The sequence below is a fragment of the Pseudodesulfovibrio aespoeensis Aspo-2 genome, from assembly GCF_000176915.2.
GTDB lineage: Bacteria > Desulfobacterota > Desulfovibrionia > Desulfovibrionales > Desulfovibrionaceae > Pseudodesulfovibrio > Pseudodesulfovibrio aespoeensis.
Genome location: NC_014844.1, coordinates 2224006 through 2248194, shown reverse-complemented (window position 1 = coordinate 2248194; position 24189 = coordinate 2224006). Strand labels below are relative to the sequence as shown.

The window sequence follows — 24189 nt, the reverse complement described above, 5'->3', positions numbered from 1 at the left end:
GGTCAGCTAGACCAGCTTGAGTCCGCCGCCCGTGCTCGAAAGGTCGAGCCCGCCGCTGGACAGGGAGATGTTGGTGACGGCCTCGATGTACTTGTTCTTCAGTTCCTCGGGGCAGTGCTTGTATTCGAAGAGCACGTGGTCCATGGAGATCCAGCCGTGCATTTCCTGGTCAAAGGGGTAGCCGAAGGGCAGCAGCACCATCTGGGTTCCCTGCTGCGTGGGCATGGCCTGAATGGTCGCGGGGTCCTCGATCCTGTTGGCCGCGGTGTCGAACTTGCCGACGACCATGTCGCCGCTGACGAGTTTGACCAGCCTGATGTCATAGCTCATGGAAAAGTCTCCTTGGTGTTGTGGGTCGGCCTCTTAAGTATGTATGGCATGGCGTGGTGTCAAGCGGCCAGTGCCCTGGCGGGCGGGCCGGGTGAAAAGGCGGCGGGGGCGCGTCGCTGCTGCGACGGCCCCCGCCTGGGTCGTGTCCGTGTCCATCCCCGGTCACGGACACGACCGTGTGAGTGAGTGGAGCTATGCCCGTTCAGGGCCGTGCAGAATGGCCATGACTTCCTTGGTGTCGTGGGGCAGGGCTGCCTCGCCCTTGGAGGCGACCTCCAGCTTCGAGGCCACGTAGATGGCGAGGAAGCTCACGAGCATGACGAATCCGCCGGGGTTGTTGAACTGGAGGAAGGTCGGGAGCATGTCCTTGCCCAGGATCATGGCGAATGAGCCGGTGATGCCGACCACCAGCCCGGCGCAGGCACCGTTCTTGGTCATCCTCGGCCACCACACGCCCATGACCAGCACCGGGAAGAAGGTGGAGGCGGCGATGGCAAAGGCCAGGCCCACGAGGATGGCGATCTGCATGTTCTCGGCCCACAATCCCAGCGGGATGCCCAGCAGGCCGACGAAGACCGAGGCCACGCGGGCCACCTTGACGCGGGAGACCTCGGGCATGGTCGGGTTGAAGACATTGACCACCAGGTCATGGCCGATGGCCCCGGCGCAGGCGATGATCAGCCCGGCCACGGTGGAGAGGATGGCCGCAAAGGCTCCGGCCACCACGATGCCCAGCAGGATCTGGCCGCCGAAGTACGAACCGGCCACGGGCACGGCCAGGTTCTGGCCGTTGTCGGCCAGCCAGGCCATCTGGTGCTGGCTGACGCCCAGGGTGTCGCCCTGCAGATAGATGTAGCGGATGACGTGACCCACGTAAGGGCTCAGGATGTAGAACATGCCGATGAGCAGCAGCACGTAGATGACCGTGCGGCGCGCGGCCTTGCCGTCGGGCGCGGTGTAGAAGCGCACCAGGATGTGGGGCAGTCCGGCGGTGCCGAACATGAGCGCCAGGAGCAGGGACAGGGTGTCCTTCAGGCTGGTCAGCCAGAAGCCGGGAGAGGTGTAGGCCGCGCCGTCGAACATCTTGCCTGCCTCGGGAGCCGGGCCTTTGAAGGAGGCGAGGAACTGCACCACGTCGGTGTAGGTGTATCCCTTGATGACGAACGGGATGAAGGCGAGCAGGAACATGGCGCCGAACAGGATCCAGAACTGGACCAGCTGGTTGACCGTGGTCCCTTTCATGCCGCCCACCGTGACGTAGACGGTGATGATCAGGGCGATGACGATGATGGCCGTCTTGTATTCCATGCCCAGCAAGAGGCCCATGACCTTGCCCGCGCCCAGCATCTGCGGGGCCATGTAGAAGAGCGAGATGAAGAGCACGCCGACGACGCCGAGTATGCGCGCCGTCTTGGAGTGGAACCGCTCGGACACGAAATCGGGCACCGTGTAGCGGCCAAACTTGCGCAGCGGGCTGGCCAGGAACAGGAGCAGGGCGATGTAGCCGACAAAGAAGCCCAGGGCGTAGATGATGCCGTCGAAGCCGAAGAGGAAGGCGACGCCGGCCACGCCCAGGAACGAGGCCGCCGAGAGGTAGTCGGACGAGATGGCCGAGGCGTTGATGAACGAGTTGACCTTGCGTCCGGCCAGGTAATAGTCGGCTGAGGTTTTCTGTTTTCGGAACATCACGGTGGTGACCACCGTGAATGCCAGCATGAGCCCTATGAGAACCAGGGCGGTGATGGGTATTTGATATCCAGCTTCCATGATCAGTCTCCTTGCACGATGGATTCGATTTCGTCTTCAATGGCGTTGGCCTTGCCCACGTACCAGATGAACAGTCCCCAGGTGATGGGGTAGATGGCTACCGCCACCAGCCAGTAGTGCAGGGGAAAGTTCAGGATGCTGATCTGGGTGACCGCGTCCTTTGCCAGGTAGACGAGCAGGAAGATGCCGATGACAAAGGCAAAGTACGGGATGCCGATACCAAGCGCGAAGTTGAGCTGTTTTTTTCTGATGGCCTCGATTTGATCCATGATTGTTCCCCCTTGTTGGTTGGCAGGTTTGCTGTTGAGCCTGTTTTAAAGTAGGATTGATGCACGATGCATGGCTTTTCAGGTAAACGGTCAAACTCGCCCGGTCGCGGGAATCGGACCATTGGCCCCTGCGGTTAACGGGTCCATTTGACAGGTAAGCGGTCGCCAGGGCGGCCATGGAGTCGAAATTGAGCGACGAATCAGGGCATTCGCGTCTTCCGGGAGCGCTTTCAGGCGGTCATTTCGGTGCGCCCGCCGGGCTTGATCGCGAGCTGCTCCAGATGGCCCGCGACGGCAAGCTGGCCGGGTTGCGCAGCACTCGGCGCGATCTCGTGCAGGACTGGCTCGATACCGGGTTGACCGCCGAGGAGACCTGCAAGCGGCTTTCGGCCTACAACCGCTCGGTCATCCAGGCCGTGCTGGAGGCGCACGCCCAGGAGTATCCCTGGCTGCGCCAGTGCACCTTTCTCGAATTCGGCTCTGGCGGTCGCGACGAGCAGGTCATCGGCTCGGACCAGGACAACGGGCTGCTCATGGGCGTGGACCCTGACCCGGATGATCTTGACGATGTGGCCCAGTCCATCGTGGTGGCTCTGGACGGGGCGGGAATCCCCTTGTGCGATGGCGGGGTCATGGTCAGCAACGAGGCGTGGCGGGGCAGTTTCGACACCTGGCTGGCCCGGCTCACGGGCTGGCTCTCCAACCCTGCGGAGAAGGGTGCCTGGCAGTCGGGCCTGATCCTCGACTTCAAGGGCGTGTTCGGTCCCCAGGACGAGGTGACGCGGCTACGCACGCGATTGTGGGAATACGTCCGCACCAAGCCCATCGCCCTGTCCCTGCTCATCGGCGAGTTGACGGACTACAAGCTTCCCCTGACCTTTTACGGCGCGTTCATCACCGAGCGCACCGGGCCGTGGCACGGCCATATCAATATAAAGAACAGCGTGCTGGCGCACCTGACCAACAGCGCGCGCATCCTTGCCCTCAAATACAACCTCGCTCCGCACAACACCTGCGACCGCATCCGGGCCATTGCCCAGGCCGGGCATGTCACCGCCGGGCACGGCGGGCGGCTGCTCGACGCCTGGGAATGCCTCCAGCGCAAGCGGCTCGATATCGGGCTGGCCTGCGACGCCGAGGGGGTGCCGCCCCACAATTATGTTGATCCGTCGCAGCTCGACGCTGCGGAGCGGGCGCGGCTCAAGGCGGCCATCCAGGCCGTCGAGAAGCTGGTGCGGCTGGTTCAGGCCGGAGCCGGGCTGTGAGCAGCCCGGCTGTGCCGGGCGGCGTCATATTTGCATCGGCCCTTTGGACCGATTGTTTGATGACGCTCTGTTGACGCCCGTTCAATTCAAGGATGCCCTTGTGAATGTTCTGATCATCAACCTGACCCGGTTCGGCGACCTCATCCAGACACAGCCCGTGATTTCCGGCTACGCCGGTCTTGGGTACAGGGTGGGGCTGGTCTGTCTTGAGAATTTCGCCTCGGCGGCCAGCCTGCTCGACGGGGTGGACCGTGTCTTTCCGCTGCCCGGTGCCGGGCTGCTGGCCCGGCTCGACGCCGACTGGCGTCTGGCGGTGCGCGACATGGCCGGTTTCGGGGCCGAGGTCCTGGCGGCGTTTCCGGCAGAGCTGGTGGTCAACCTGACCCCCTCCATTTCGTCGCGCCTGCTCACCCGCGTCCTGGCCCCGGTCGGATCCGACGTGGCCGGATTCAGCCTCGACGAGTTCGGGTTCAATGCCGACACCTCGGCCTGGGCCGCCTTTCTCCAGATGGCCGGGGCCAACCGCGGGGCCAGCCCCTTCAACCTCTGCGACATCTTCCGCCGCGCCGCCGGGCTTGGGGACGAGGGCAATACCTTGACCCTGGCCAGGCCGGACGCCGCAACCCTGGCCAGGGCCGACGCCCTGCTGGCCGGGGATCACGAGGCCGGACACGAGGCCGGACAGGGGGGCGGCTTCCTGGCCCTGCAACCCGGAGCGAGCGAGGACCGCCGCCGCTGGCCCGTGGACCATTTCATTGCCCTGGCCCGGCTGGCCTGGGATCGCCACGGGCTGGTCCCGGTCCTGCTCGGCGCCCAGGGCGAGGCCGGGCTTGGCGAGCGGATTCGGGCGGGCGTGGATTTCCCAGCGGTCGATCTGATGGGCCGGACCTCGCTGGTCGAGCTGGCAGGCGTCCTGACCCGCTGCCGCGCCCTGGTCACCAACGACACCGGCACCATGCATCTGGCCGCCGGGCTGGGCGTGCCCGTGTGCGCGGTCTTCCTGGCCACAGCCCAGCCCTGGGACACCGGGCCGTATCGTCCTGGCAATATCTGTCTTGAACCGGACATGGCCTGCCATCCCTGCGGATTCGGCGTTGCCTGCCCGCACGATCTCGCCTGCCGCCGCGCCGTGACCCCCCAGGCCATGGCTGCGGCCCTGGACCGGCTCCTGGCTGGCGACGAAACTGCACACGAGACTGGTCGCTTTTCTGGCGCGCGCGTCTGGCTGACCCGGCTCGCGCCCCAGGGCATCGCGGACCTTGAATCCCTGTCCGGCCACGGCGAGACGGACCGCGCTTTGTGGATCGCCATGCAACGCGCCAGCTACCTGCCCTTTCTCGACGGCGGGGCGCTCCCCTGCGGCACCGGCCTGGGCCGTCGTCTGAGCCCGGACATGGCCGCCGGGTTGTCCAAAATTTTGACGAGCGCCAGGGACATGCTCCTCCTGCTCTCCCGGCAGGGGATGCTGCTCGCGAGCGCGCCCCGGTCCCAGTCCAAGGCCAAGTTCCTGGCCTCCTGGCAGCGGCTGCAAAACGTGCTGGCCGCCAATGATCAGCTCAATATTCTGGGATTGCTGTGGATGTTCGAGTCGCAGCGGTGCGGCGAGGATGTCGGGTCCCTGCTGGGGCTGATCGAGCGATACCACGCCCTGTTCGCCTCTCTGGCGGATGATTTTTCGTAGTCGGCATGGATATTGAATGGTTTTGTGGGACCGACTTTTACGGAAAAAAGTAACATCTCTTTTCGAGGAGGAGACAAAAATGATCGTTATCGATGGCAAGCAGTATGACATTGGAGCCGTGAACTTCCAGAACCTTGAACAGGTGTTCAACAAGGTTGTGGAGGACGGGCATCTTGAAGACCGCATCGTCACCGACGTGCTGCTCAACAACGAGCCCTTCACCGAGATATACCCCCACCAGTCCGAGGACATCGAAATGTCCGAAGTCCAGTCCCTGGAGATCGTGACCATGTCCGCGGGCGAGATGGCCGTGGAGGTCACTCTGGAGCTCTACAAGGTCGTCAACATCATGGCCGAGGGCGGCAAACGCGTGGCCCAGCTGTTCCGGCAGGCCGACGACTCCGAGGCCCTGGACACCTACCAGGATCTGCTCGATGTGATCAGGAACTTCCTGCGCACCATCGGCGTGCTGCGCGACGAGTATTCGCTCAAGGACAACGCGCAGTACACAAAGGCCGCCGAGAACCTCAACGAGTTGTTCACCGAGATGAGTTCGGTCCTTGAGAACGAGGACTGGATTTTGCTGGCCGACCTGCTCGAATATGAATTTCTGCCCGCGGTGGAGAAATGGAAAAGCGTCATCAAAAATCTGCGCGACGACATCCGGGCCGCCAGGAGGTAGACATGACCGCCAGACGCCAGATGCTCGACGAGGCGTTGTCCATTGGCCGCAAGGAGCTCGGCTTCCTGGTGGTGGGCGACGTGTACGAGGCCGAGAAACTTGCCCGCGACCGCGAGCGCATTCTTGACGAGGCCGTCAACGACCTGGACCGCGACCACCTGGAGCAGCTCGCCGACCAGCTCGTGGAGATGAAATCCCTGCACGACAAGATCACGGGCGAGGCCAGAAAGCTCCACTCCTCGATCAAGACCGACCTTGCGGCCATGAAGAAACAGAACCGCAGGATAGCGGGCTACAGTTTTGGCTCGGGCAACATGCCCCGGCTGGCCAGGGACCGCTTCGTCAGCAAGAAGAGCTGATTCTTCCTTCCCCTCGAAAAGGCTGGAATACGAAAAGCCCCGGTGTATGCCGGGGCTTTTTCGCGTCGCCGGTTCAGTCGTCGGAAAAGCGCGTCCAGCGCAGTCCGCCTGCCGGGCCAAGGGGCTGGGCCGACCCGTCGAACTCGATGCCCATGCGCGTGAAGCCGGGACGCCCGGTCTTCATGGAGCGGACCGAGCCGCTGTACCAGTAGGGCTTGAAGGTCTTTTCCCGGAAATTGAACATGAACAGGTTGAGGGTCACGGCAGCGCCCACGGCGCAGGTCTCGGGGATGAAGCGGTCCTGAACGCTCAGGCCCAGCCCGCCGTTTGAGATGTTGACCACCGCGTTGGCCGATTGGTTCGCGCCCTCGGGCGTCAGCGAGTTGACTCCGATGTGCGGGGCCGCGTCCTCAAAGAGGATGTCCGAGGCGTAGGGGTCCTCCGCCCACAGCTTGACGCGGATGAACTGCTGGTCGGCCACCCGTTTGCGCGTGTGCCTGCGGCGGGGGATCATGGCATATCCGCTGGGCGCAGCCAGGGTGATGCGGTCCACCCTGCGGCCCGACCTGTCGGATTCGATGAGCCGGGCGGTGAAGGAATTGACCTGGCCTCCCTCGGCCCTGACCGGCGCAAAGACGCAGACCGCGTCCGTGCCCTCGGGCGTCCGGATGACATCCAGGCGCTCGATGATCTCGCACTGGAGCCTGCCCGAGGCGGCGGCGGTGATCACGAAGCGGACGGCCACAATCTCGTCGCCGTTGCCGAGCAGGTCGATGATCGCGCCCTGCTGCTGGAGGGTGCGGGCGATGTTGACCCGCTTGGCCAGCCCCGGTTTCCTGCGACCGCCAAAGAGCAGGCGCAGGGCAACGAGGAAGAGTGACACGGCCACGAGACCGAGAGTCACGGCCACGGCCAGCCGGACCGTCTCGGGCGTCAGGCCGGGCAGGAAGTCTGCGGCAAAGTTCGAGGCCGATTCCCTCAGGCTGGCGATGGTTTCGTTGATATTCATTGATGGCGACCGGTTAGAAGTTGATGAAGTGTCTTCTGGCCTCGACCACCTTGCCCAGGTAGCGTCTGGTCTCTCCGTGGGGCAGGCTTGCGCGCAGCGTATCATAGACCTGTCCGGGATGCATGGAGTTTATCCGCGCTGCGGCCTGCGACCGGTCGCTGTCGAATGTCCTGAGCACCGCGCCCGCGCCGCCGTTGTAGCCCGCGATGACGCAGTACTCGCGCGAGACGGGGTCGATCACGCCGGACAGGAAGCGGGTGTCGAGCATATGCAGGTAGGCCGTGCCGTAGGTGATGTTGGTGGGCGGGTCAAAGAGTCCCTCGCGGCTGGGCTGGCCGTCACGCCCGTTGAGCAGGCGGTACACGTCGCTCCCGGCGGTGGAGGGCACCACCTGCATCAGCCCCACGGCCATGGCGTGGCTGACGGCAAAGGGGTTGAAATCCGACTCGACCCGGATGACGGCGTATACAAGGCTCCGGCTCACGTCGAACCGTCTTGCCGCCGCCTCGACCAGGGCCTGATACTTGCGGGCGCGGATGTCCAGGTGGCCCCCGACCATGGCGATGGTCACGGAGCGCACGGTCCTGCCGTCCACGGTCCGCGTGGCGACCCGTGTGGCGATGAGGTGGTCCGCGAACCGCTCGGCCCGCCACGCCCAGCGGATGTCCTCGTTCTGCTGGTCCTTGACCTCGCCATAGAGAAAGGGCGTGTCACCCAGCTTGACCGGCTTGGCCGTGTACAGGTCCACGGAGCGCGGGTCTGCCGGGGTCAGCAGGGTGGTGACGATGGCTGTCCTGAGGCTGTCCAGGGGCTTTTGCTGGTCCAGGGTCTCCACGGTGATGATGCCCTGGTCGAAATCCACGCTGGCCCGCGAGAGATAGTTGTGGGTGTACTTGACGTATTCCCTGGGGCTGGGGAGGCGGGCATCCTGCTTGCCCCACACGGATTCCACGGCCTTGATGAAGTCCTCGATGGTCTTCTTGAGTTGTTTCAGGTCCGTAGCCAGGGCCGCTGGATTGGTGGCGTAGCCCATGGCCTTGTCGCGGGCCAGGGACTCGGCTGCGGCCGCCGGGCTGCCCGTGGCCGCCGCTCTGGCTATCCTGACCGCGTCGTAGCGCGAGCAGGAGGCGAGCGGCAGGAGCAGCAGGGAGAGGACAATCATCAGGACGAGATGTTTCATGAAATGCGCCATACCCCTAGGCTTGACAGGGTTCGTGTCAGAGGTGAATGTCAGGCAAACCTTAGGGGCATTTCCCGGTGAGTTCAAGTCAGGGCAATACCCGGCACGGACGCCTCCGGGCAAAGGGATACCATGGACGACACAGCCATCATAGAACGCATTGATTCCGACCTTGAGGAACTGATGGAGCGATTCTTCGCCAGTTCGCACAAGGATGTGGATACCATGCGGGCCGCCCATACGGCCCGCGACTTCGCAGCGCTCGAGCGACTTGGCCACACGGCCAGAGGCACTGGCTATGGCTACGGGTTCCGCGGCATGGGCGACATCGGCCTTGCGCTTGAGAATGCGGCCAAGGCCGGGGACGAGGCGCAATGCCTCGTTCTTATCGAGGGCATGGCCCGCTATCTGGCCACCGTCCGGGTGGAATTCGTGCGATAGGCTGCAATGACACGGGCGAACCGGCATCCGGTCCGCCCTGTTTCACTCATCTCCATATTCATGCATGCGGACAGGGCGTTGCCGTTCCGTCCCGCCTGCCTGCACTTCCTGTTACAGCAGAGCCATGGCCGCATCCACGTCCCAGTCTTCGTGCACGACCTTGTGTAGGGCGGCCACGATCTTGGCCGGGCTCTCGTGCTGGAAGATGTTGCGGCCCACCGAGAGGCCCGAGCCGCCCGCGCGGATGGAATCGTGGACCATCTGGACCAGATCGCGCTCGCTCTCCAGCTTGGGGCCGCCCGCGATGACCACAGGCACGCAGCAGCCGTCCACCACCCGCGCGAAGGAGTCGATGTCGCCGGTGTAGTTGACCTTGACGATGTCCGCGCCGAGCTCCACGCCCACGCGCGCGCAGTGGGAGACCACGTCCGGGTCGTACTCGTTGGTGATCTTGGGGCCGCGCGCGTACATCATGGCCAGCACCGGCATCCCCCATTCATTGGCCTCGGAGCAGAGCCTGCCGAGGTCGGCCAGCATCTGCGGCTCGGCCTCGTCGCCCAGGTTGACATGCACGGACACCGCGTCCGCGCCGAGCTTGATGGCGTCGGTGACCGTGCCCACGATGGTCTTGGCGTTGGGAAAGGGCGAAAGCGTCGTGGAGGCCGAAAGATGGATGATCAGGCCGATGTCCTTGCCCCCCGCGCGGTGGGAGCAGCGGGGGATGCCCTTGTGCATGAGCATTGCGTTGGCCCCGCCCTCGGCCACGAGGTTGACGGTCTCGCGCAGGTCCACCAGCCCGTAGATGGGGCCGACGGTGACGCCGTGGTCCAGAGGCACCACGATGGTGCGCCCGTTGTTGCGGTTCATGATCCGTTCCATGCGGATGGCTTTTCCCAGGTGCATGACGCTCTCCTTTTTGGTTTTCGGTCGCGTGTGCGGCCCAAAATGAAAGAGGCCGCGGACTATGCCCGCGGCCTCTTGGTTGCTGATTCCATTTCGTCAGATGTCAGCGCACACCGGGACCGCAGGCGTTCCTGTTAAAAAAGCTAAAGAAAAAGAAACGGGCGGCGGTGGTGCGTGTCATGGTTTTTGGCTTACCGGACTTGGTTTGGCGGTGTCAAGCGGAGTTTCTGTTGCGGCCCTACAGCGCAAGGGCGATGCACTTGAGTTCGACCAGTCCGCCCAGGGGCAGCCCGGCCACCTGGATGGCCGCCCGGGCCGGTTTGTGGTTGCCGAAGTATTCCGAATAGATGGCGTTGAGGTCCGCAAAGCGGGCCATGTCCATGACAAACACGTCCACGGCCAGGACCCGGTCCAGGGACGACCCTGCCGCTTCGAGGATGGCCTTGAGATTGTCCAGGGCCTGGCGCGTCTGGGCCTTGAACCCTTCGGCGAGCTTGCCCTGGCCTGGAATGATGCCGAGCTGGCCGGAGACAAAGAGCATGTTCCCGGTCCGGGTGGCCTGGGAGTATGGGCCGACAGCAGCCGGGGCTGTGTCCGTGTGAATGAGGGCGATGTCCGACATGGGTTCTCCTCGCAGGCTCCGGGCGGTCATTTGCCGACCCAGAGGTAGGTGTTCTGGACGCGGGCGGGCAGTCGGCGCACGATCTGGACGATGCCTGCCACGGCCACCACGGCGAAGACCAGCCGTCCCCAGAAGATGCCGGAGACGTGGCCGCCGATGAGGGCCAGCAGCAACGTATCCTCGATCAGCGAGTGGCACAAGCCCATCAGGGTCAGGGAATAGAAGATGTCCTCCTTGCCCACGTTGCCCTTGCGCGCCTCGCTGATGATCAGGCCGCCGCCATAGGATAATCCCATGGTCAGGCCGATGACCGTGATGGCCGATGCCTTGGTGCCGATGCCGATGAGCTTGAGCACCGGTCGCAGCAGGGTGTTCATGAATTCGATGATCCGAAGGGCCGTGAGCAGGCGCATCATGACCAGCAGCACGAGGATGACGCCGAAGATGGAGAGGAGGTTGATGGACTGATCCACGGCCCAGGCGGCCAGGGACGGGTCGGCTGCGGCCTGCGGGTCCATGCGGAAGAGGACCGTGGCCGGTTCCTGCAGGGTGCCGGTGGCCGTGTAGATGTGGTGGAGCAGCCAGCCCAGCAGGAATGCCCCGGCCAGCCGCACCACGCACTGAAAGAGGAAGCGCGCCCCGGATCGTCTGGCGATGGAGCTTTCCACGGGCAGGGAGTGGGCCACCAGGATGAGCACGGCCAGGACCGTGGCCTGGGCCGCGGTGAGCGGGTTGTCCGCTGCCAGGGAGAGGAAGACGATGAGGCCCGCGTAAGTCGTGTTGACGATGGCCGTGGCCCAGACAAGCCCCATCTCGGCGGGCAGCCCCACCAGCCCCATGATCGGCTTGAGCGGCCAGGCCAGCCAGGCGATGAGCCCCAGCTCCTGGAGCAGTTTGACCACGATGATGACCGGGATCATGACCTTGAACATCTCATAGCTGGCGCTGAAGGCGTCCCGGAGCAGGTCTTTGGTGGGGGTGATGAGGTCGCGCATGGTTCTCCTTGGTGTCTGGTCGCGCACGATAGGGGATTTGTTGCCAAATGAAAAGAAGCGCTTGAGGCGTTTGCCCCTTTTCGCAGTCCGCAGAGCGTGTTAGGGTGCTGTTAGCCGAGACGGAGGGCGCATGAAGACGATAAGCTGGAATGATTTCGAGCAGGTGGAGCTGCGCGTGGGGACCATCGCCAGGGTCGAGCCGTTCCCTGAGGCGCGCAATCCGGCCTACAAGGTGTGGGTGGATTTCGGCCCGGAGATTGGCGAGCGCAAATCAAGTGCGCAGATCACGGAGCATTATGCCCCCGAGGAACTGGTGGGCCGCCAGATCGTGGCTGTGGTCAACTTCGCGCCCAAGCAGATCGGCCCCATGCGCTCCGAGTGCCTGATCGCCGGCTTTTACCGCGACGACGGCGTGGTTCTGGCCGTGCCGGACAAGCCGGTACCCAACGGCCTGAAGCTGGGGTAGCTGAGACTTTTTCATGAGACGGAGAGGGCGGCCCTGTTGCAGGCCGGCCCGCGCGAAAGTGGCGCGTGCGCCATGGTCCACGGGGGAGTGACCGGAACCCATGTTATAATCTGCGGATGACCCTTGCAATTCCCTGCACCCTTTCTATGCTTATGGAGAGGTCATTCGCCATGAAAACATTGCTCGTCTATCCCGCCTATCCGGATACTTTCTGGAGTTTCAAGCACGTTCTTCCATTCATTTCCAAAAAAGCGGCCTTTCCGCCCCTGGGGCTGCTCACGGTGGCCGCCATGCTTCCGGCGGAGTGGGAGAAGCGGCTTGTGGACACCAATGTCGCGCCCCTGAGCGAGGCGGATCTGGCCTGGGCGGACATGGTCATGGTCAGCGCCATGCTGGTCCAGGCCCCCAGCGCGCGCCAGATCATCGGGCGGGCCAGGGAGGCGGGCAAGCTCGTGGTCGCGGGCGGTCCGGCCTTTGGCACCGGGCGTGAGACGTTTCCCGGCGTCGATCACTTCATCGTGGGCGAGGCCGAGGAGATCATGGCCGCCTTTGTGGAGGATCTGCAAAGCGGAGTGGCCAGGGAAATGTATCAGTCGGAGCGGTGGCCTGATCTCGCGACCACGCCGCTTCCGCTCTGGGAACTGCTGAATTTCAAGGACTATGTGTCCATGTCCGTGCAGTATTCGCGCGGCTGTCCCTTTGACTGCGAGTTCTGCGGCATCATGGCGCTTAACGGCAGGCGGTCGCGGGTCAAGAGCCCGGACCAGATGCTGCGCGAGATGCAGAGCCTGTACGACGCGGGCTGGCGCGACACCGTGTTCATTGTGGACGACAACTTCATCGGCAACGTGGCCCACGTGAAGCGGCTGCTGCCCCGGCTGGCGGACTGGCAGCGGGAACGCGGCTATCCCTACATGCTCATGACCGAGGCGAGCATCAATCTGGCCGCAGACCCGGAGCTCATGACCATGATGAGCGAGGCCAACTTCCACAAGGTCTTCATCGGCATTGAAACGCCGTCGGTGGACAGCCTGATCGAGTGCGGCAAGAAGCAGAACGTGGCCATGGATTTCGCCAGCGCGGTCAGGGAGATTCACCGTCACGGGATGCAGGTCATGGGCGGGTTCATCGTGGGCTTTGATCACGACACCAAGTCCATCTTCGAGCAGCAGATCCGGTTCATCCAGGAGATCGGGGTGGTCACGGCCATGGTCGGCGTGCTCAACGCCATGCCGCAGACCCGGCTGTGGGGACGGCTGGAAAGGGAAGGGCGGCTCTTTGGCGAGGCGAGCGGCGAGAACACCGACGCCTGCCTGAACTTCATCCCGACCATGGGCCGCAAGGCGTTGCTGGACGGCTTCAAGCAATTGCTCGGCGTCATCTATTCCCCCCGCAAATACTACAAGCGGATCAACACCTTCCTGAGCGAGTACATCCCCACCGCCCGGCGGCGGACCGATCCGGCCGAGCTGCTGGCCCTGGCCAGGAGCATGTGGCACATCGGCGTGGTCTCGCGCGCCCGCTTCAACTACTGGAAGCTCATGTTCAAGACCATGCTGACCAACCGCAAGGCCTTCCCCGTGGCCGTGGAGCTTGCCATCCTCGGCCTGCACTTCGACCGGGTGGCCAAGCGCGTCATGCACACCGACACCACCAGCGGCACCATCCCGGCCTGCGGGGGATGATGCCGGATCAAAGGACACGCGAAAGGCCGCTCACGGGAGCGGCCTTTTGTTTTGTCCGAAGATGTGCCTTTCGCGTCGGCTAAAACCGGACCTCGCCCGAGGGCGTGACCGTGCAGAACCGGCGTTTGAGCACCGCGTTGTGGTGGGCGATGATGGTGCGGGCCGGGGCCGCGTCCGTGTCGTAGGTGGAGTGGCCGTCTGCCACGAGCACGCTCGCATAGCCGTGGGCCAGGGCGCTGCGCACCGTGGTGTCCACGCAGATCTCGGTCTGGAGGCCGCAGAAGACGAGCCGCTGTGCGCCGAGTCTCTTGAGCGCCTCGTCGAGGCCCGTGTCGAAAAACGCGTCATAGGAGTATTTGAGCGAGATGGTGTCGCCGGGCTGCGGGGCGATGGCGGGGCGTATCCGCCAGTTGTGCGAATCCTGCTCGAATTCGCTGCCCGGCTCCCTGGTGGTGTGCTGGATGTAGACAATTGGCACACTGGCCGCGCGGGCTGATCCGATCAGCCTCGTGATCACATCCAGGACCTGGGCCGCCTGATACAGGTCGTAACCAGGGGTTTCGAACATGACGTTCTGGACATCGATGACCACGAGGGCCGTGTGTGACGACATGGGCTTTGCTTCCTTTTCTCAACCCAGGCCCATGCCGGGGCGCATGATCTGGCCGGTGAGATCTGTTTCGTAGCCGCCCAGCGCATTGATGGCGGTCTTGACGGCCTCTTTGCGGATGGTCGCCAGCAGGGTGACGATGCGTGGGTCTTCCATGTGCGCCGTGGGGATGACCAGATCGTACCGCTCGCGGGCCAGGGGCACGAAGTCGAGATCAAGCGCCTTGGCCGCGGCAAAGATGCCCAGGCCGCAGGAGGCCGCGCCGGTGAGCACGTTGACGGCCACGGCCATGTGCGTGAATTCCTCGTTGTCATAGCCCCGGACCACGCGCGGCGAGATGTCGGCGGTCTTGAGGTGATGGTCGAGCAGGATGCGGGTGCCTGCCCCGCGCTGGCGGTTGATGAAGAGCACGTCCTCGCGCGCCAGATCCTCGACGCCGAGGATGGACAGGGGGTTGCCCCTGGCCACGATCAACCCCTGGTGGCGGATGGCGAGGTTGACCACGGTCACGTCCAGCCCCTTGAGATAGCGGGCGATGAACGGGAAGTTGAAGTCGGCGGTCTCCGGGTCGAACAGGTGCGCGCCCGCGAACAGGGCGGACCCGGCCTTGAGGGCGTTCAGGCCGCCCATGCTCCCGGCGTGGCTCGACACCAGCCGCAGCGGCTCGGCCAGCCCCATCAGCTCGTTGGCCAGCAGGTCGATGGTGTTGTCGTGGCTGCCCACATGGACCAGGACGCGGTCAAGATCGGCCAGGGGGACCAGCAGCTCGGCGGTGATGGTCTCGCCCTCGTCCACGCCTTCGGATTCCTCGGGGATGTAGGTCACGGCCTGGGCCCGGGTCATGGTGGTGATCATGCCCGCGCCGCGCGCCAGCGGGGCGGCCACGATGCGTTCATTGATGCGTCCGGCGGCCAGCCGCAACGCCTCGCGCATGCCCGGCTTGGAGGGTGTCTTGCGGGCCAGCACCACTTCGGCGGTGGCACGTTCGGGCGGGGTCGCGCCCATGAGCCAGGAGAGGACCGGGGCCAGGATTTTCTCGTGGCAGACCACGGCGCTGACCGGGTAGCCGGGCGCGCCCACAAGCAGGCGGCCCGGATGGCCGCTGCGTTCGTCGGTCACGGCCACCAGGGTCGGCTTGCCGGGCATGACCGAGATGCCGTGGACCAGCACCCGGCCCAGGGACTCGAAGACCCGCTTCGAATAATCCTTGCTGCCCGCGCTGGAGCCTGCGCCCACGATGACCGCATGGTTGCCTGCGGCCAGCCCGTCGAGCACGGCCTGGCGCAAGGTTTCCTCGTGGTCGGGCACTGGCGGGGTATAGCTCGCGTCGATGCCCCAGGAGGCGGCGTAGGCCATGAACACCTGGGAGTTGGATTCGATGACCTGCCCGGCCTGCGGCTCTGGCCTGTCCTTGAAGTCGAGCACCTCGTCGCCCGTGGGCAGGAACACGGCCCTGACGCGCTCGCGCACTTGGACCTCGTAGATGCCTGCCGAGAGCAGGGCGCCGATGTCGCACGGCATGAGCTGGCGGAACTGGGAAATGAGCAGTTCGGTGGCCACGATGTCCTCGCCGATGCGGCGGACGTGCTGCCAGGGGAAGGCCGGGGCGTCGATGAGCGCCGTGATATCGTCCTTTTGGACCACGTTCTCGATCATGATCACAGCGTTCATGCCCTCGGGCAGGGGATTGCCGGTGTTGACGAAGACGAATCCCGTGCCGTGGCTCAGGGATACGGGCTGGTCCTCGCGCGCGGCAAAGGTGGCCTCGGCGCGCACGGCGATGCCGTCCATGGCCGCGGCGTGGAAGGTGGGCGACGAGCAGCGGGCATAGATCGGCCCTGCCGTGACCCGGCCCGCGGCCAGATGGGTGGGCACGGTTTCGGTGGCGAGCAGGCTTATGCGGTCAAGCGCCGCCTTGGCGCGGTCCACGGCCTCCTCCACGGGGATGGTTTCGAGATAGATGTTCCGTTTGGCCATGCGGGCCTCCCTGGTTATGTCCTGTTCCTGCGGCATTGACTGCCTGTTAATACTGGAATTCCCCGTCTTTGTAGATGATCAGTTCCTGGCCGTCGGCCAGGGTGGCGGTGACGGTCTTGCGCTCGGTGCTGACAAGGTCCCAGTGCAGGGCCGAGTCGTTGAAGCCGAGGTCGCGCTTCTTGTCCGCGTCCAGGGTGGACTGGTCTCCGGCATAGGTGTCGGAATAGGACGCTCCCACGGCCACGTGGCAGTTGCCCTGGTCGCCGCCGAAGTTCTCGTCGAACAGGGTATTGGCCATGAAAGCGGTGATCTTGGAGAAGCGGCGGTCGGTCAGGGAGAATTCGCCCAGCCGGTTGGCTCCCTCGTCCAGGGTCAGCTGTTTGGCCACGAATTCGCCGCCCACCTTGGCCTCTGTCTTGACGGCAATGCCCTTTTCAAAGGTCAGGCGTACGCCTTCGACGTAGTTGCCGGAGCGATAGGAGGGCTGGTCCGCGTAGTAGACGCCCTCGGTGCCGCGCCAGTCGGGCGAGAGGAATATCTCGAAGCTCGGAATGTTGTGACCCGAGACGCCGAGCCAGCGGCGGTCCCTGCCCGGCGTCACGGTCAGGTCGGTGTTCTCGGAGGTGACGCGCAGGCTTTTGATGTCCAGCCCGTTGAGCCACGCCTTGACCTTCTCGGCCTCGGCAAAGATTTCGGTCCACTTGGCGGGCGGGTCCTCATGGTCGAGGAAGCAGGCGCGCACCACCTGGGCCTTGAACTCGGCCATGGTCAGCCCGGCGGACTCGGCCAGGGCCGCGGTCGGGTACACGCACAGGGTCCAGCCGAAGTCGCCGGTCTGCTCGCGCTGCTCCATGATGTCGCGCATGAACTTGCGGGCCACGGCGGCCTGGCCGATCTTTTTTGGGTCCACGTCCTGCAGATGGGTCAGGGAGGCGGGTGCGATGAGCGAGATGAGTCCGTTCAGGTTGCCCACCAGCTCCTTGTCGCCAGCCGGGACAGCCGTGAGCTGGTCCTGGCTGCCCTTGCCGTAGAAGGACAGGTCCATGGCCGTGGTCATGTTCTGCCGGGCCACGGGGTTGAGCCCTTTTTCGATGAGCATGTCAAAGACTGCTTCGGCCAGGGGCAGGGCAGGGGCGTCGAAGCGGAGCAGGATGTTGTCGCCTGGGGCGTATGGCCTGGTGCGGGCGGTGGTCAGGCCCCACCACAGGGTTTGGGCATATTTTTTCAATTCGATTTCGGTGAACATGGGATTCCTTGTTTCGTTGAGGGTGTCACTGGTTCCTGGGCAGGATAAACGACTCGGCCCCGCACCACAACATCCCTGTATATGCCCCTGTTTTGGCAACGCCTGTGAAATGGGTTTTCATGTCTTGACACACGGCGGGCTTGAATATATCTGCAATTCGTGCCCGGCCTTTCGGGTCGGAAGCGTACAACAATCCGTTGCGCCAGAGGATGGTCGGTGGTCCGGCTGTCGGCGTGATAAACCAGCCCCGTAAGACGCGGGCATCCCAAATTATTCTGGAGGGAACAATGGGCTACACTATCACTGTTGATCACGACAAATGTACCGGCGACGGCGAGTGCGTCGATGTCTGCCCCGTGGAAGTCTACGAGCTTCAGGACGGCAAGGCTGTTGCCGTGAACGAAGACGAGTGCCTCGGTTGCGAATCCTGCGTCGAAGTCTGCGAGTCTGACGCCATCACCGTCGAAGAGAACTAGTCCCGGCATTCTTGCTATGGCTCCGGGAGCGGCGGGTCACCGTTGCTCCCGTTTCCTTTTTCAGCCATGGCCCGTCGCACCAGCCATGCCGTGGGCTTTGCGCCCCTGGCGCGTCGATTCGCGTCGCCGGGCGCATGTTCATTCTTTCGGGCCGGTTCCGGTCTGTGTTTCCCGCCCGCGCGGTTGACGGCCCTGATTTGCGACTTATCTAACTGGGCACGATGCCGCCCCACACCCCGGCACGATACGGGCCAGACGAGGAGCGTGAGAGTATGGCGATAGATTTTTCAGAATATTTCAAGAGATACGAGGCCGTTGTTGCGGAGATAGATACGGTCTTTGTCAAGTTTGAGACCGAGATGGGCGACCTGGTCAAATGCGGCAAGGGGTGCAGCGACTGCTGCCACGCCCTGTTCGACATCACTCTGGTCGAGGCCATCTACATCAACCACAAGTTCAACGAGCGGTTTTCCGGCCTTAAGCGCAGCACCGTCATGACCCGGGCCGACGCCGCCGATCGCCAGATCCACAAGCTCAAGCGCAAGGTCTACAAGGCCAGCCAGGAAGGCCGCCCCGCCGCCGAGATCCTCATGGAGGTCTCCAGGGCCCGCGTGCGCTGTCCCATGCTCTCGGACGACAACCTCTGCGTCCTGTACGAATTTCGTCCCATCACCTGCCGCCTCTACGGCGTGCCCACCTCCATCGCGGGCGAAGCCCATACCTGCAATCTGGCGGGTTTCAAGGGCGGAGAGAAATACCCCACGGTGAACATGGACATCGTCCTCGACCGGCTCATCACCGTTGGCCGGGACATGCAGAAGGGGATCGGCAGCCGGTTCAGGGAGCTGGGCGACATGCTCGTACCCCTGTCCATGGCCCTGGTCACCGAATACGACGAGGACTACCTGGGCGTGAACGAGGCGGCCAAGGACGGGGCACCCGCTGCGGCGGAGGCTGCCGGAGCCGTCTCGGCACAAGGAGCCGCCAAGAGCTCCGTCAGGAGTCCCGCCAAAGGGGCCGGACCGGTGGAGATCAAGGCTCCCGGTGCGGCGGAGGCCTGTTCGTCCTGCACCGAGAGCAAGTCGGCCTGTGAATCATGTACGAGCAAGACCATCGTTCTCGGCGGAGATGGCACGGAGTAGCCCATGACCGATTCCATCGACCCCGGTGAATTCACCCCGGAGGAGCTCGCCGAGCGCAAGCTCTACATGTACGAGAAGATGTCGCCCAGGCGGCGCACGTTCGTGGACCGCGTGGGGTTTGAGAACTGGGACCCGTTTGCCGCCCCCTTTGATCCCATCGATATCCGCCGTGACAGGGCCGGGTTCACCTCGGACCAATTGACCCAGCTCTTCATGCGGCACTGCGGCAAGAATGCCAACCAGGAGTACACCGACGCGGTCAACGAGTTCAACGTCATGCTGGTCATGAACTTCGAGAAGGTCAGACCGGTCTTCGAATACTGCCTCTGGTATGCGGAACATCTGAAAAAACACGGCATCAAGCCGTAACCAAAGGATAGGTCCCCATGGAAAAATTCGAGAACATCGACGAATACATCGAGAGCCTCAAGGCCAAGCTGAAGAAGAACCCCCAGTGCGGCAACTCGCACTACAATCTTGGCGTGGCCTATCTCTCCCGCCGTGATTTCATGGAAGCCGAACGCGAGTTTCTCGATGCCGTGGCCCACTCGCCGCGCTTGGCCGAAGGCTATGTGCAGCTCGGCGGCATCGCCATGCAGCGCGGTGATCTGGAAAGCTGTCTGAGCTACAATCTCCAGGCCACGCAGCAGCGCCCCTTCTTTTCCGTGCCCTGGGGCAATATCGGCTTTGTGCAGCTCCAGCTCGGCGACACGGACAAGGCCCACAAGTCGCTCAAGAAGGCGCTCAAGCTCGACCCGGACTTTGTCCAGGCGCAGGCCACCATGTCCAGTCTCCACATCACCACTGGCGACTATGAGGAAGCGGACAAGCTGCTCAAGCAGATCCTGGAGAAGTATCCCAACTTCGGCCCGGCCTGGAACAACAAGTCCCTCATCCACGCCAGCAGGCAGGAATGGGCCGAAGCCGCCAAGTGCATGGCCAAGGCCGAGGAGAACGGATTCGACGTTCCCGCTGAATTCAAGAAGGAAGTCGAGGCCAATTGCTAGCCTGAATTCCCTGCGCGGCCCGGCAGCGGTTGCGAAACGGAAAAAGATGATTATGGTAAGGGGGATCGCATTGCGCGGTCCCCCTTTTCATTGGGTTTCATCGGGCCGGGGCCGGGTCGCGATAGGGTCGCGGTCGGGTTTCAGCCGCTGCCGGAGGTGTCATGTCCAGATTCCGTCAAGTGAAGGGCGATCTCAGGTCCATCCTCGCCGCCGCCGACTGGCGGGCCCGGCTGGGCGAGCTGGACGCTTGGCCCCCAGGCATCCTCGCGCCGCCGCTCTTCTCGCTGCGCCTGGACAGCGACGAGGCGGTGCGCTGGCGCGCGGTCACGGCCTTTGGGCTGGTGGCCGGGCGCATGGCCGAAGCGTCCATGGAAAAGGCGCGCGTGCTCATGCGCACTTGCATGTGGCACATGAACGAGGAGTCCGGCAACCTGGGTTGGGGCATCCCTCATTTCATGGGCGAGGCCATGGCTAAGAACGAGCGGATCGCCTTGGAATTCCATAAAATACTCGCCTCATACATCTTTTGTGACGAGGCTTGCGATGGCAATTTCATCGACCATCAGGAGCTGCGGCGCGACGCGCTCTGGGGGCTTGGGCGGCTGGCCGAGGTGCGCCCGGAGCTGGTGGCCCACGGCGAGCGGTTTCTGCTGGTCGCCCTGGCCGAGAGTGATCCCTACAACCGGGCCTACGCGGCCCGTGCCCTGGGTCTGATCGGCGCACAGGCGGCCCGCGACGGGTTGGCCGCGCTCACGGGCGACACCGCGCCCATCCGCACCTTCCGCGGTGGGGAGATGGTGGACACCACCGTGGGCGCCCTGGCCACCGAGGCCCTGGCCGCCCTGGGGTGACGGGGGAGACAAGGGAGTCGCCCGGCTCAGACGAGCCCCTGGAGTCGCTAGAAGTTCATGATCCTGTCGGCGTTGCGCATGGCCTCGTAGAGGAACTGCATGTTGGACAGGGTGACGGCTTCGGTTCCGTCCACACCGTGGACGGTCATGCACTTGCCTCAGGCGGTGAGCACCCCCTCGCTCAGGCGAAAGAGCTTGGCTTGCTCCACGATGGGGAACTGCTCGCAGTCGCCGGACGCGAGATCAACGGCAGGGCCGTTGAGGAATATGGTCACGTCCTCGTTTGCGTTGAGCAGAAAGTTGCCGAACCGCAGGGCGTTCCATTTGACCTCGGGATTCTGGCTGGTCAGGGTGATGAGTATTTGCATCCGCCACAACTCCTTTGATTTTGGATTGACGTTGTCTATAGCAAGGAGAGGAGATGGGGGCAACCCTGCGCAAGGTCGGCTGCCCAGCCGGGGGATTCGGGTCGTGTGGCGGATTGGCTGGAAAAAAGGCAAAAAATGTCCACCCCGCGCTTGACAACCGGACGGCTCGCGGATAGATATTCACTCCGCTTCGACGAGAAGGCGCGTAGCTCAGGGGGAGAGCATTTGCTTGACGTGCAAAGGGTCGTGGGTTCAAATCCCTCCGCGCCTACCAGAAATCCCCGGAAGGGAGGCCTCGTGCCTCCCTTTCATTATTTAAGTGTCCCGCACGCTGCTGCGGGGAAGGAGCCGGATAGTGCAGATCGAAGTCTCCGGGAAACAGGTTGACCTGGCCGAGGGCGCATCGTGCGCCGACGCCCTGCAACAGGGCGTTTCCAAGAAGCAGTTCAAGAACGTTGTCGCCGCCCGCTGCGGCGAGGCCGTTCTCGACCTGACCACGCCCGTTCCCCAGACCTGCACCACCATCGAGCCCGTCTTCGCCGAGAGCGAGGAGGGGCTGCACATCATCCGCCACTCCACCGCCCACCTCATGGCCGAGGCGGTCAAGAAGCTCTTTCCCGCGGCCAAGGTGACCATCGGCCCGGCCATCAAGGATGGCTTCTACTACGATTTCGACTTCGAGCGGTCCTTCACGCCCGAGGATCTGGAAGCCATCGAGAAGGAGATGCTCAGCTCGGTCGGCGCCAACAAGGACTTTTCCTGCACAGCCATGAGCGCGGACGAGGCCAGGGCCTATTTCGACGCCATGGGCGAGACCTACAAAGGCGAGCTGATCGACGACCTGGGCGCGGACGTCTACACCGTGTACACCCACGGCGGATTCGCCGACCTGTGCCGCGGGCCGCATGTGCCGCGCACCGGCATGCTCAAGGCGTTCAAGCTCCTGTCCGTGGCCGGGGCCTACTGGCGCGGCAGCGAGAAGAACAAGCAGCTCCAGCGCATCTACGGCACGGCCTGGTCCGATCCCAAGGCGCTCAAGAAGCACCTCGACAGGCTGGAGGAGGCCAGGAAGCGCGACCACCGCAAGCTCGGCGTCCAGCTTGATCTGTTCTCCACCCACGAGGATGTGGGCGGCGGCATGATCCTGTGGCACCCCAAGGGCGGACTGATCCGTACCATCCTCGAGGATTTCGAGCGCAAGGAGCACCTCAAGCGCGGCTACCAGATCGTGCAGGGGCCGCTCATTCTCAAGCGCGAGCTGTGGGAGAAGTCGGGCCACTACGACAACTACCGCGAAAACATGTATTTCACCGAGATCGACGAGCAGTCATACGGCATCAAGCCCATGAACTGTCTGTCGCACATGCTCATCTTCAAGCGCAAGATCCAGAGCTACCGCGACCTGCCCCAGCGCTATTTCGAGCTGGGCGTGGTCCATCGCCACGAGAAATCGGGCGTGCTGCACGGCCTGATGCGCGTGCGCTCCTTCACCCAGGACGATGCCCACCTCATCTGCCGTCCGGACCAGTTGCAGACGGAGATCATCGGCGTCTTCAACTTCGTGCGCGACATCATGGGCCTTTTCGGCTTCGAGTTCGAGGCCGAGATATCGACCCGCCCGGAGAAGTCCGTGGGCACCGACGCCGACTGGGAACTGGCCACCGCCGCTCTCAAGGACGCGCTTGACGCCCTGGGCAAGCCCTACACGGTCAACGAGGGAGACGGCGCGTTCTACGGGCCCAAGATCGACATCATTCTGCGCGATTCCCTGGACAGGCGCTGGCAATGCGCTACAATCCAATGCGATTTCACCTTGCCAGACCGCTTTGACTTGGTATATGTGGGCGAGGACGGTGAACGCCACCGCCCGGTCATGCTGCATCGGGTCATTCTCGGTTCCATTGAGCGGTTCATCGGCGTACTCATCGAACACTTCGCCGGGGCTCTGCCTGTGTGGCTGGCTCCGGTTCAGGCGCGTTTGTTGAATGTGACGGATGCGCAGGGCGAATTTACGGAAAAGGCCAGGGCCTATCTGGCGGGCAGGGGAATCCGCGTTGAAGCGGACACCCGCAATGAGAAGCTGGGGTACAAGGTGCGGGAAGCACAGGTTGAAAAGATCCCGTACATGCTGGTAGTCGGCGACAAAGAGGTTGAGGCCGGGTGCGTCAACATTCGCTCGCGCGATGGCGACGACCCTGGCTTGGTGACACTGGAAGAGGCCGCGCAGCTCATTCTCGACGCTGCCCAGGCCCCTTTCAAACGAGGAGGCATGCGCTATAGCTTTTCGGGGTAACGACCGCCGAGGCCAGAAAAAGCAAGATCTGGTCAGGCGCAATGAGCGAATTCGCATCCCCAAGGTGCGGGTTGTAGATGAGGACGGCGAGCAGCTGGGTGTTCTCGACACCCGCGATGCTCTGGATCGCGCCAAAGAAAAGGGCCTTGACCTTGTCGAGGTCGCGCCCAACGCCGACCCGCCGGTTTGCAAGATCATGGATTACGGCAAATTCAAGTACCAGCAGCAGAAAAAGTTGCAGGAAGCGAAGAAGAAGCAGACCGTGATCAAGATCAAGGAAGTCAAATTCCGGCCCAAGACCGATGAGCACGACTACCAGACGAAGCTCAATAAAATTTTACAATTCCTGGATGATGGAGATCGCTGCAAGGTCACCGTCTTCTTCCGGGGACGCGAGATCGTCCATAAGGACCGCGGGCTGAAAATGCTTGAGCGGGTTGTGACGGATACCGTGGATGTCGCCAAAGTTGAGAGCAGGCCCATGTCGGAGGGACGGACGATGACAATGATGCTTGCTCCCGTGAAAAAATAGTCGAGACCCGCAAGGGACCTGTTCCCTTTCAAG

The 24189-nt window shown here is 63.5% G+C and carries 26 protein-coding genes and 1 tRNA gene; 15 read left to right on the top strand and 12 right to left on the bottom strand.

Annotated elements, in window-relative coordinates:
• Nucleotides 1-6: 6 nt before the first annotated feature.
• The 3 genes from DAES_RS10325 to DAES_RS10315 all read right to left on the bottom strand — a co-directional run bounded on the left by DAES_RS10325 (nucleotide 7) and on the right by DAES_RS10315 (nucleotide 2366).
• Nucleotides 7-330: a hypothetical protein gene (locus tag DAES_RS10325; protein WP_013514968.1), complete on the bottom strand. Its 324-nt coding sequence runs from the start codon at nucleotides 328-330 to the stop codon at nucleotides 7-9.
• 192 nt (nucleotides 331-522) lie between these two features.
• Entirely contained in the window at nucleotides 523-2097 is a 1575-nt protein-coding gene (locus DAES_RS10320) for a sodium/solute symporter (protein ID WP_013514967.1), read from the bottom strand.
• A gap of 2 nt (nucleotides 2098-2099) precedes the next feature.
• Nucleotides 2100-2366 (bottom strand): hypothetical protein, encoded by a 267-nt coding sequence (locus tag DAES_RS10315; RefSeq protein WP_041271408.1) that lies wholly within the window; start codon nucleotides 2364-2366, stop codon nucleotides 2100-2102.
• Between the two features lie 188 nt (nucleotides 2367-2554).
• Here DAES_RS10315 and DAES_RS10310 point away from each other — a divergent pair, with 188 nt between their 5' ends.
• The 4 genes from DAES_RS10310 to DAES_RS10295 all read left to right on the top strand — a co-directional run bounded on the left by DAES_RS10310 (nucleotide 2555) and on the right by DAES_RS10295 (nucleotide 6353).
• The gene (locus DAES_RS10310; RefSeq protein WP_236608398.1) at nucleotides 2555-3631 is read left to right on the top strand and encodes a putative nucleotidyltransferase substrate binding domain-containing protein; all 1077 of its coding nucleotides are present in this window, start codon (nucleotides 2555-2557) and stop codon (nucleotides 3629-3631) included.
• A 100-nt stretch (nucleotides 3632-3731) separates the two neighbouring features.
• Complete coding sequence (locus tag DAES_RS10305) at nucleotides 3732-5312, top strand: glycosyltransferase family 9 protein (protein ID WP_013514965.1); 1581 nt, start codon at nucleotides 3732-3734, stop codon at nucleotides 5310-5312.
• A 79-nt stretch (nucleotides 5313-5391) separates the two neighbouring features.
• Nucleotides 5392-5994 (top strand): hypothetical protein, encoded by a 603-nt coding sequence (locus tag DAES_RS10300; protein ID WP_013514964.1) that lies wholly within the window; start codon nucleotides 5392-5394, stop codon nucleotides 5992-5994.
• Nucleotides 5995-5996: 2 nt separating this feature from the next.
• The gene (locus tag DAES_RS10295; protein ID WP_013514963.1) at nucleotides 5997-6353 is read left to right on the top strand and encodes a hypothetical protein; all 357 of its coding nucleotides are present in this window, start codon (nucleotides 5997-5999) and stop codon (nucleotides 6351-6353) included.
• Between the two features lie 73 nt (nucleotides 6354-6426).
• Here the strand turns inward: DAES_RS10295 and DAES_RS10290 are convergent, their stop codons facing one another.
• The gene (locus DAES_RS10290) at nucleotides 6427-7362 is read right to left on the bottom strand and encodes a hypothetical protein (RefSeq protein WP_013514962.1); all 936 of its coding nucleotides are present in this window, start codon (nucleotides 7360-7362) and stop codon (nucleotides 6427-6429) included.
• Between the two features lie 13 nt (nucleotides 7363-7375).
• Nucleotides 7376-8542 (bottom strand): membrane-bound lytic murein transglycosylase MltC, encoded by a 1167-nt coding sequence (mltC, locus tag DAES_RS10285; RefSeq protein WP_013514961.1) that lies wholly within the window; start codon nucleotides 8540-8542, stop codon nucleotides 7376-7378.
• Between the two features lie 132 nt (nucleotides 8543-8674).
• On the opposite strand from mltC, the gene DAES_RS10280 reads away from it, so the two are divergent.
• Entirely contained in the window at nucleotides 8675-8983 is a 309-nt protein-coding gene (locus tag DAES_RS10280; RefSeq protein WP_013514960.1) for an Hpt domain-containing protein, read from the top strand.
• Nucleotides 8984-9094: 111 nt separating this feature from the next.
• On the opposite strand, the gene DAES_RS10275 is transcribed toward DAES_RS10280, so the two are convergent.
• From DAES_RS10275 to DAES_RS10265, 3 genes are all read right to left on the bottom strand, one after another.
• Nucleotides 9095-9886, bottom strand: coding sequence for a 2-amino-3,7-dideoxy-D-threo-hept-6-ulosonate synthase (locus DAES_RS10275; protein ID WP_013514959.1), 792 nt, complete (start codon nucleotides 9884-9886; stop codon nucleotides 9095-9097).
• A gap of 238 nt (nucleotides 9887-10124) precedes the next feature.
• A complete protein-coding gene (locus tag DAES_RS10270) occupies nucleotides 10125-10508 on the bottom strand; it encodes a RidA family protein (protein ID WP_013514958.1) in 384 nt (127 codons plus the stop codon).
• Between the two features lie 26 nt (nucleotides 10509-10534).
• The gene (locus DAES_RS10265; protein WP_013514957.1) at nucleotides 10535-11503 is read right to left on the bottom strand and encodes a nucleoside recognition protein; all 969 of its coding nucleotides are present in this window, start codon (nucleotides 11501-11503) and stop codon (nucleotides 10535-10537) included.
• Nucleotides 11504-11633: 130 nt separating this feature from the next.
• Between DAES_RS10265 and DAES_RS10260 the strand changes: the two genes are divergently transcribed.
• A complete protein-coding gene (locus tag DAES_RS10260) occupies nucleotides 11634-11969 on the top strand; it encodes a tRNA-binding protein (protein WP_013514956.1) in 336 nt (111 codons plus the stop codon).
• Nucleotides 11970-12139: 170 nt separating this feature from the next.
• Nucleotides 12140-13654: a B12-binding domain-containing radical SAM protein gene (locus DAES_RS10255; RefSeq protein ID WP_013514955.1), complete on the top strand. Its 1515-nt coding sequence runs from the start codon at nucleotides 12140-12142 to the stop codon at nucleotides 13652-13654.
• A gap of 79 nt (nucleotides 13655-13733) precedes the next feature.
• Here DAES_RS10255 and DAES_RS10250 read toward each other — a convergent pair whose 3' ends face one another.
• Genes DAES_RS10250 through DAES_RS10240 form a run of 3 tightly spaced genes read right to left on the bottom strand, consistent with a single transcriptional unit; the run spans nucleotide 13734 to nucleotide 17487 of the window.
• Nucleotides 13734-14267, bottom strand: coding sequence for a cysteine hydrolase family protein (locus DAES_RS10250; protein WP_013514954.1), 534 nt, complete (start codon nucleotides 14265-14267; stop codon nucleotides 13734-13736).
• Nucleotides 14268-14285: 18 nt separating this feature from the next.
• Nucleotides 14286-16241: a molybdopterin biosynthesis protein gene (locus DAES_RS10245; protein ID WP_013514953.1), complete on the bottom strand. Its 1956-nt coding sequence runs from the start codon at nucleotides 16239-16241 to the stop codon at nucleotides 14286-14288.
• A 46-nt stretch (nucleotides 16242-16287) separates the two neighbouring features.
• A complete protein-coding gene (locus tag DAES_RS10240; RefSeq protein WP_013514952.1) occupies nucleotides 16288-17487 on the bottom strand; it encodes an aminopeptidase in 1200 nt (399 codons plus the stop codon).
• Between the two features lie 287 nt (nucleotides 17488-17774).
• Between DAES_RS10240 and DAES_RS10235 the strand changes: the two genes are divergently transcribed.
• From DAES_RS10235 to DAES_RS10215, 5 genes are all read left to right on the top strand, one after another.
• The gene (locus DAES_RS10235) at nucleotides 17775-17963 is read left to right on the top strand and encodes a ferredoxin (RefSeq protein ID WP_013514951.1); all 189 of its coding nucleotides are present in this window, start codon (nucleotides 17775-17777) and stop codon (nucleotides 17961-17963) included.
• A gap of 272 nt (nucleotides 17964-18235) precedes the next feature.
• Nucleotides 18236-19105 carry a YkgJ family cysteine cluster protein gene (locus DAES_RS10230; protein WP_013514950.1) on the top strand — a complete coding sequence of 290 codons (870 nt, stop codon included), beginning with the start codon at nucleotides 18236-18238 and terminating at the stop codon, nucleotides 19103-19105.
• 3 nt (nucleotides 19106-19108) lie between these two features.
• The gene (locus DAES_RS10225; RefSeq protein WP_013514949.1) at nucleotides 19109-19474 is read left to right on the top strand and encodes a hypothetical protein; all 366 of its coding nucleotides are present in this window, start codon (nucleotides 19109-19111) and stop codon (nucleotides 19472-19474) included.
• 17 nt (nucleotides 19475-19491) lie between these two features.
• Nucleotides 19492-20112 (top strand): tetratricopeptide repeat protein, encoded by a 621-nt coding sequence (locus tag DAES_RS10220; RefSeq protein WP_013514948.1) that lies wholly within the window; start codon nucleotides 19492-19494, stop codon nucleotides 20110-20112.
• Between the two features lie 161 nt (nucleotides 20113-20273).
• Entirely contained in the window at nucleotides 20274-20963 is a 690-nt protein-coding gene (locus DAES_RS10215) for a DVU0298 family protein (protein WP_013514947.1), read from the top strand.
• A 47-nt stretch (nucleotides 20964-21010) separates the two neighbouring features.
• Here DAES_RS10215 and DAES_RS10210 read toward each other — a convergent pair whose 3' ends face one another.
• Entirely contained in the window at nucleotides 21011-21331 is a 321-nt protein-coding gene (locus DAES_RS10210) for a DsrE family protein (RefSeq protein ID WP_013514946.1), read from the bottom strand.
• Between the two features lie 199 nt (nucleotides 21332-21530).
• Between DAES_RS10210 and DAES_RS10205 the strand changes: the two genes are divergently transcribed.
• The 3 genes from DAES_RS10205 (at nucleotide 21531) to infC (ending at nucleotide 24156) form a co-directional block, all read left to right on the top strand.
• A tRNA-Val gene (locus DAES_RS10205) sits at nucleotides 21531-21605 on the top strand.
• Nucleotides 21606-21686: 81 nt separating this feature from the next.
• The gene (gene thrS, locus DAES_RS10200; RefSeq protein ID WP_013514945.1) at nucleotides 21687-23624 is read left to right on the top strand and encodes a threonine--tRNA ligase; all 1938 of its coding nucleotides are present in this window, start codon (nucleotides 21687-21689) and stop codon (nucleotides 23622-23624) included.
• A complete protein-coding gene (gene infC / locus DAES_RS10195) occupies nucleotides 23608-24156 on the top strand; it encodes a translation initiation factor IF-3 (protein WP_083808647.1) in 549 nt (182 codons plus the stop codon). The genes thrS and infC overlap by 17 nt, the downstream gene beginning before the upstream one ends.
• The last annotated feature ends 33 nt before the right edge of the window (nucleotides 24157-24189 follow it).

Coding starts and splice junctions, on each gene's coding strand:
- DAES_RS10235 (WP_013514951.1), top strand. CDS start 17,775: ATGGGCTACACTATCACTGTTGATCACGACAAATGTACCGGCGACGGC.
- DAES_RS10260 (WP_013514956.1), top strand. CDS start 11,634: ATGAAGACGATAAGCTGGAATGATTTCGAGCAGGTGGAGCTGCGCGTG.
- DAES_RS10320 (WP_013514967.1), bottom strand. CDS start 2,097: ATGGAAGCTGGATATCAAATACCCATCACCGCCCTGGTTCTCATAGGG.
- DAES_RS10325 (WP_013514968.1), bottom strand. CDS start 330: ATGAGCTATGACATCAGGCTGGTCAAACTCGTCAGCGGCGACATGGTC.
- DAES_RS10225 (WP_013514949.1), top strand. CDS start 19,109: ATGACCGATTCCATCGACCCCGGTGAATTCACCCCGGAGGAGCTCGCC.
- DAES_RS10265 (WP_013514957.1), bottom strand. CDS start 11,503: ATGCGCGACCTCATCACCCCCACCAAAGACCTGCTCCGGGACGCCTTC.
- DAES_RS10290 (WP_013514962.1), bottom strand. CDS start 7,362: ATGAATATCAACGAAACCATCGCCAGCCTGAGGGAATCGGCCTCGAAC.
- mltC (WP_013514961.1), bottom strand. CDS start 8,542: ATGAAACATCTCGTCCTGATGATTGTCCTCTCCCTGCTGCTCCTGCCG.
- DAES_RS10250 (WP_013514954.1), bottom strand. CDS start 14,267: ATGTCGTCACACACGGCCCTCGTGGTCATCGATGTCCAGAACGTCATG.
- DAES_RS10215 (WP_013514947.1), top strand. CDS start 20,274: ATGTCCAGATTCCGTCAAGTGAAGGGCGATCTCAGGTCCATCCTCGCC.
- DAES_RS10255 (WP_013514955.1), top strand. CDS start 12,140: ATGAAAACATTGCTCGTCTATCCCGCCTATCCGGATACTTTCTGGAGT.
- DAES_RS10295 (WP_013514963.1), top strand. CDS start 5,997: ATGACCGCCAGACGCCAGATGCTCGACGAGGCGTTGTCCATTGGCCGC.
- DAES_RS10220 (WP_013514948.1), top strand. CDS start 19,492: ATGGAAAAATTCGAGAACATCGACGAATACATCGAGAGCCTCAAGGCC.
- DAES_RS10275 (WP_013514959.1), bottom strand. CDS start 9,886: ATGCACCTGGGAAAAGCCATCCGCATGGAACGGATCATGAACCGCAAC.
- DAES_RS10245 (WP_013514953.1), bottom strand. CDS start 16,241: ATGGCCAAACGGAACATCTATCTCGAAACCATCCCCGTGGAGGAGGCC.
- DAES_RS10270 (WP_013514958.1), bottom strand. CDS start 10,508: ATGTCGGACATCGCCCTCATTCACACGGACACAGCCCCGGCTGCTGTC.
- DAES_RS10280 (WP_013514960.1), top strand. CDS start 8,675: ATGGACGACACAGCCATCATAGAACGCATTGATTCCGACCTTGAGGAA.
- DAES_RS10300 (WP_013514964.1), top strand. CDS start 5,392: ATGATCGTTATCGATGGCAAGCAGTATGACATTGGAGCCGTGAACTTC.
- DAES_RS10230 (WP_013514950.1), top strand. CDS start 18,236: ATGGCGATAGATTTTTCAGAATATTTCAAGAGATACGAGGCCGTTGTT.
- DAES_RS10240 (WP_013514952.1), bottom strand. CDS start 17,487: ATGTTCACCGAAATCGAATTGAAAAAATATGCCCAAACCCTGTGGTGG.
- DAES_RS10315 (WP_041271408.1), bottom strand. CDS start 2,366: ATGGATCAAATCGAGGCCATCAGAAAAAAACAGCTCAACTTCGCGCTT.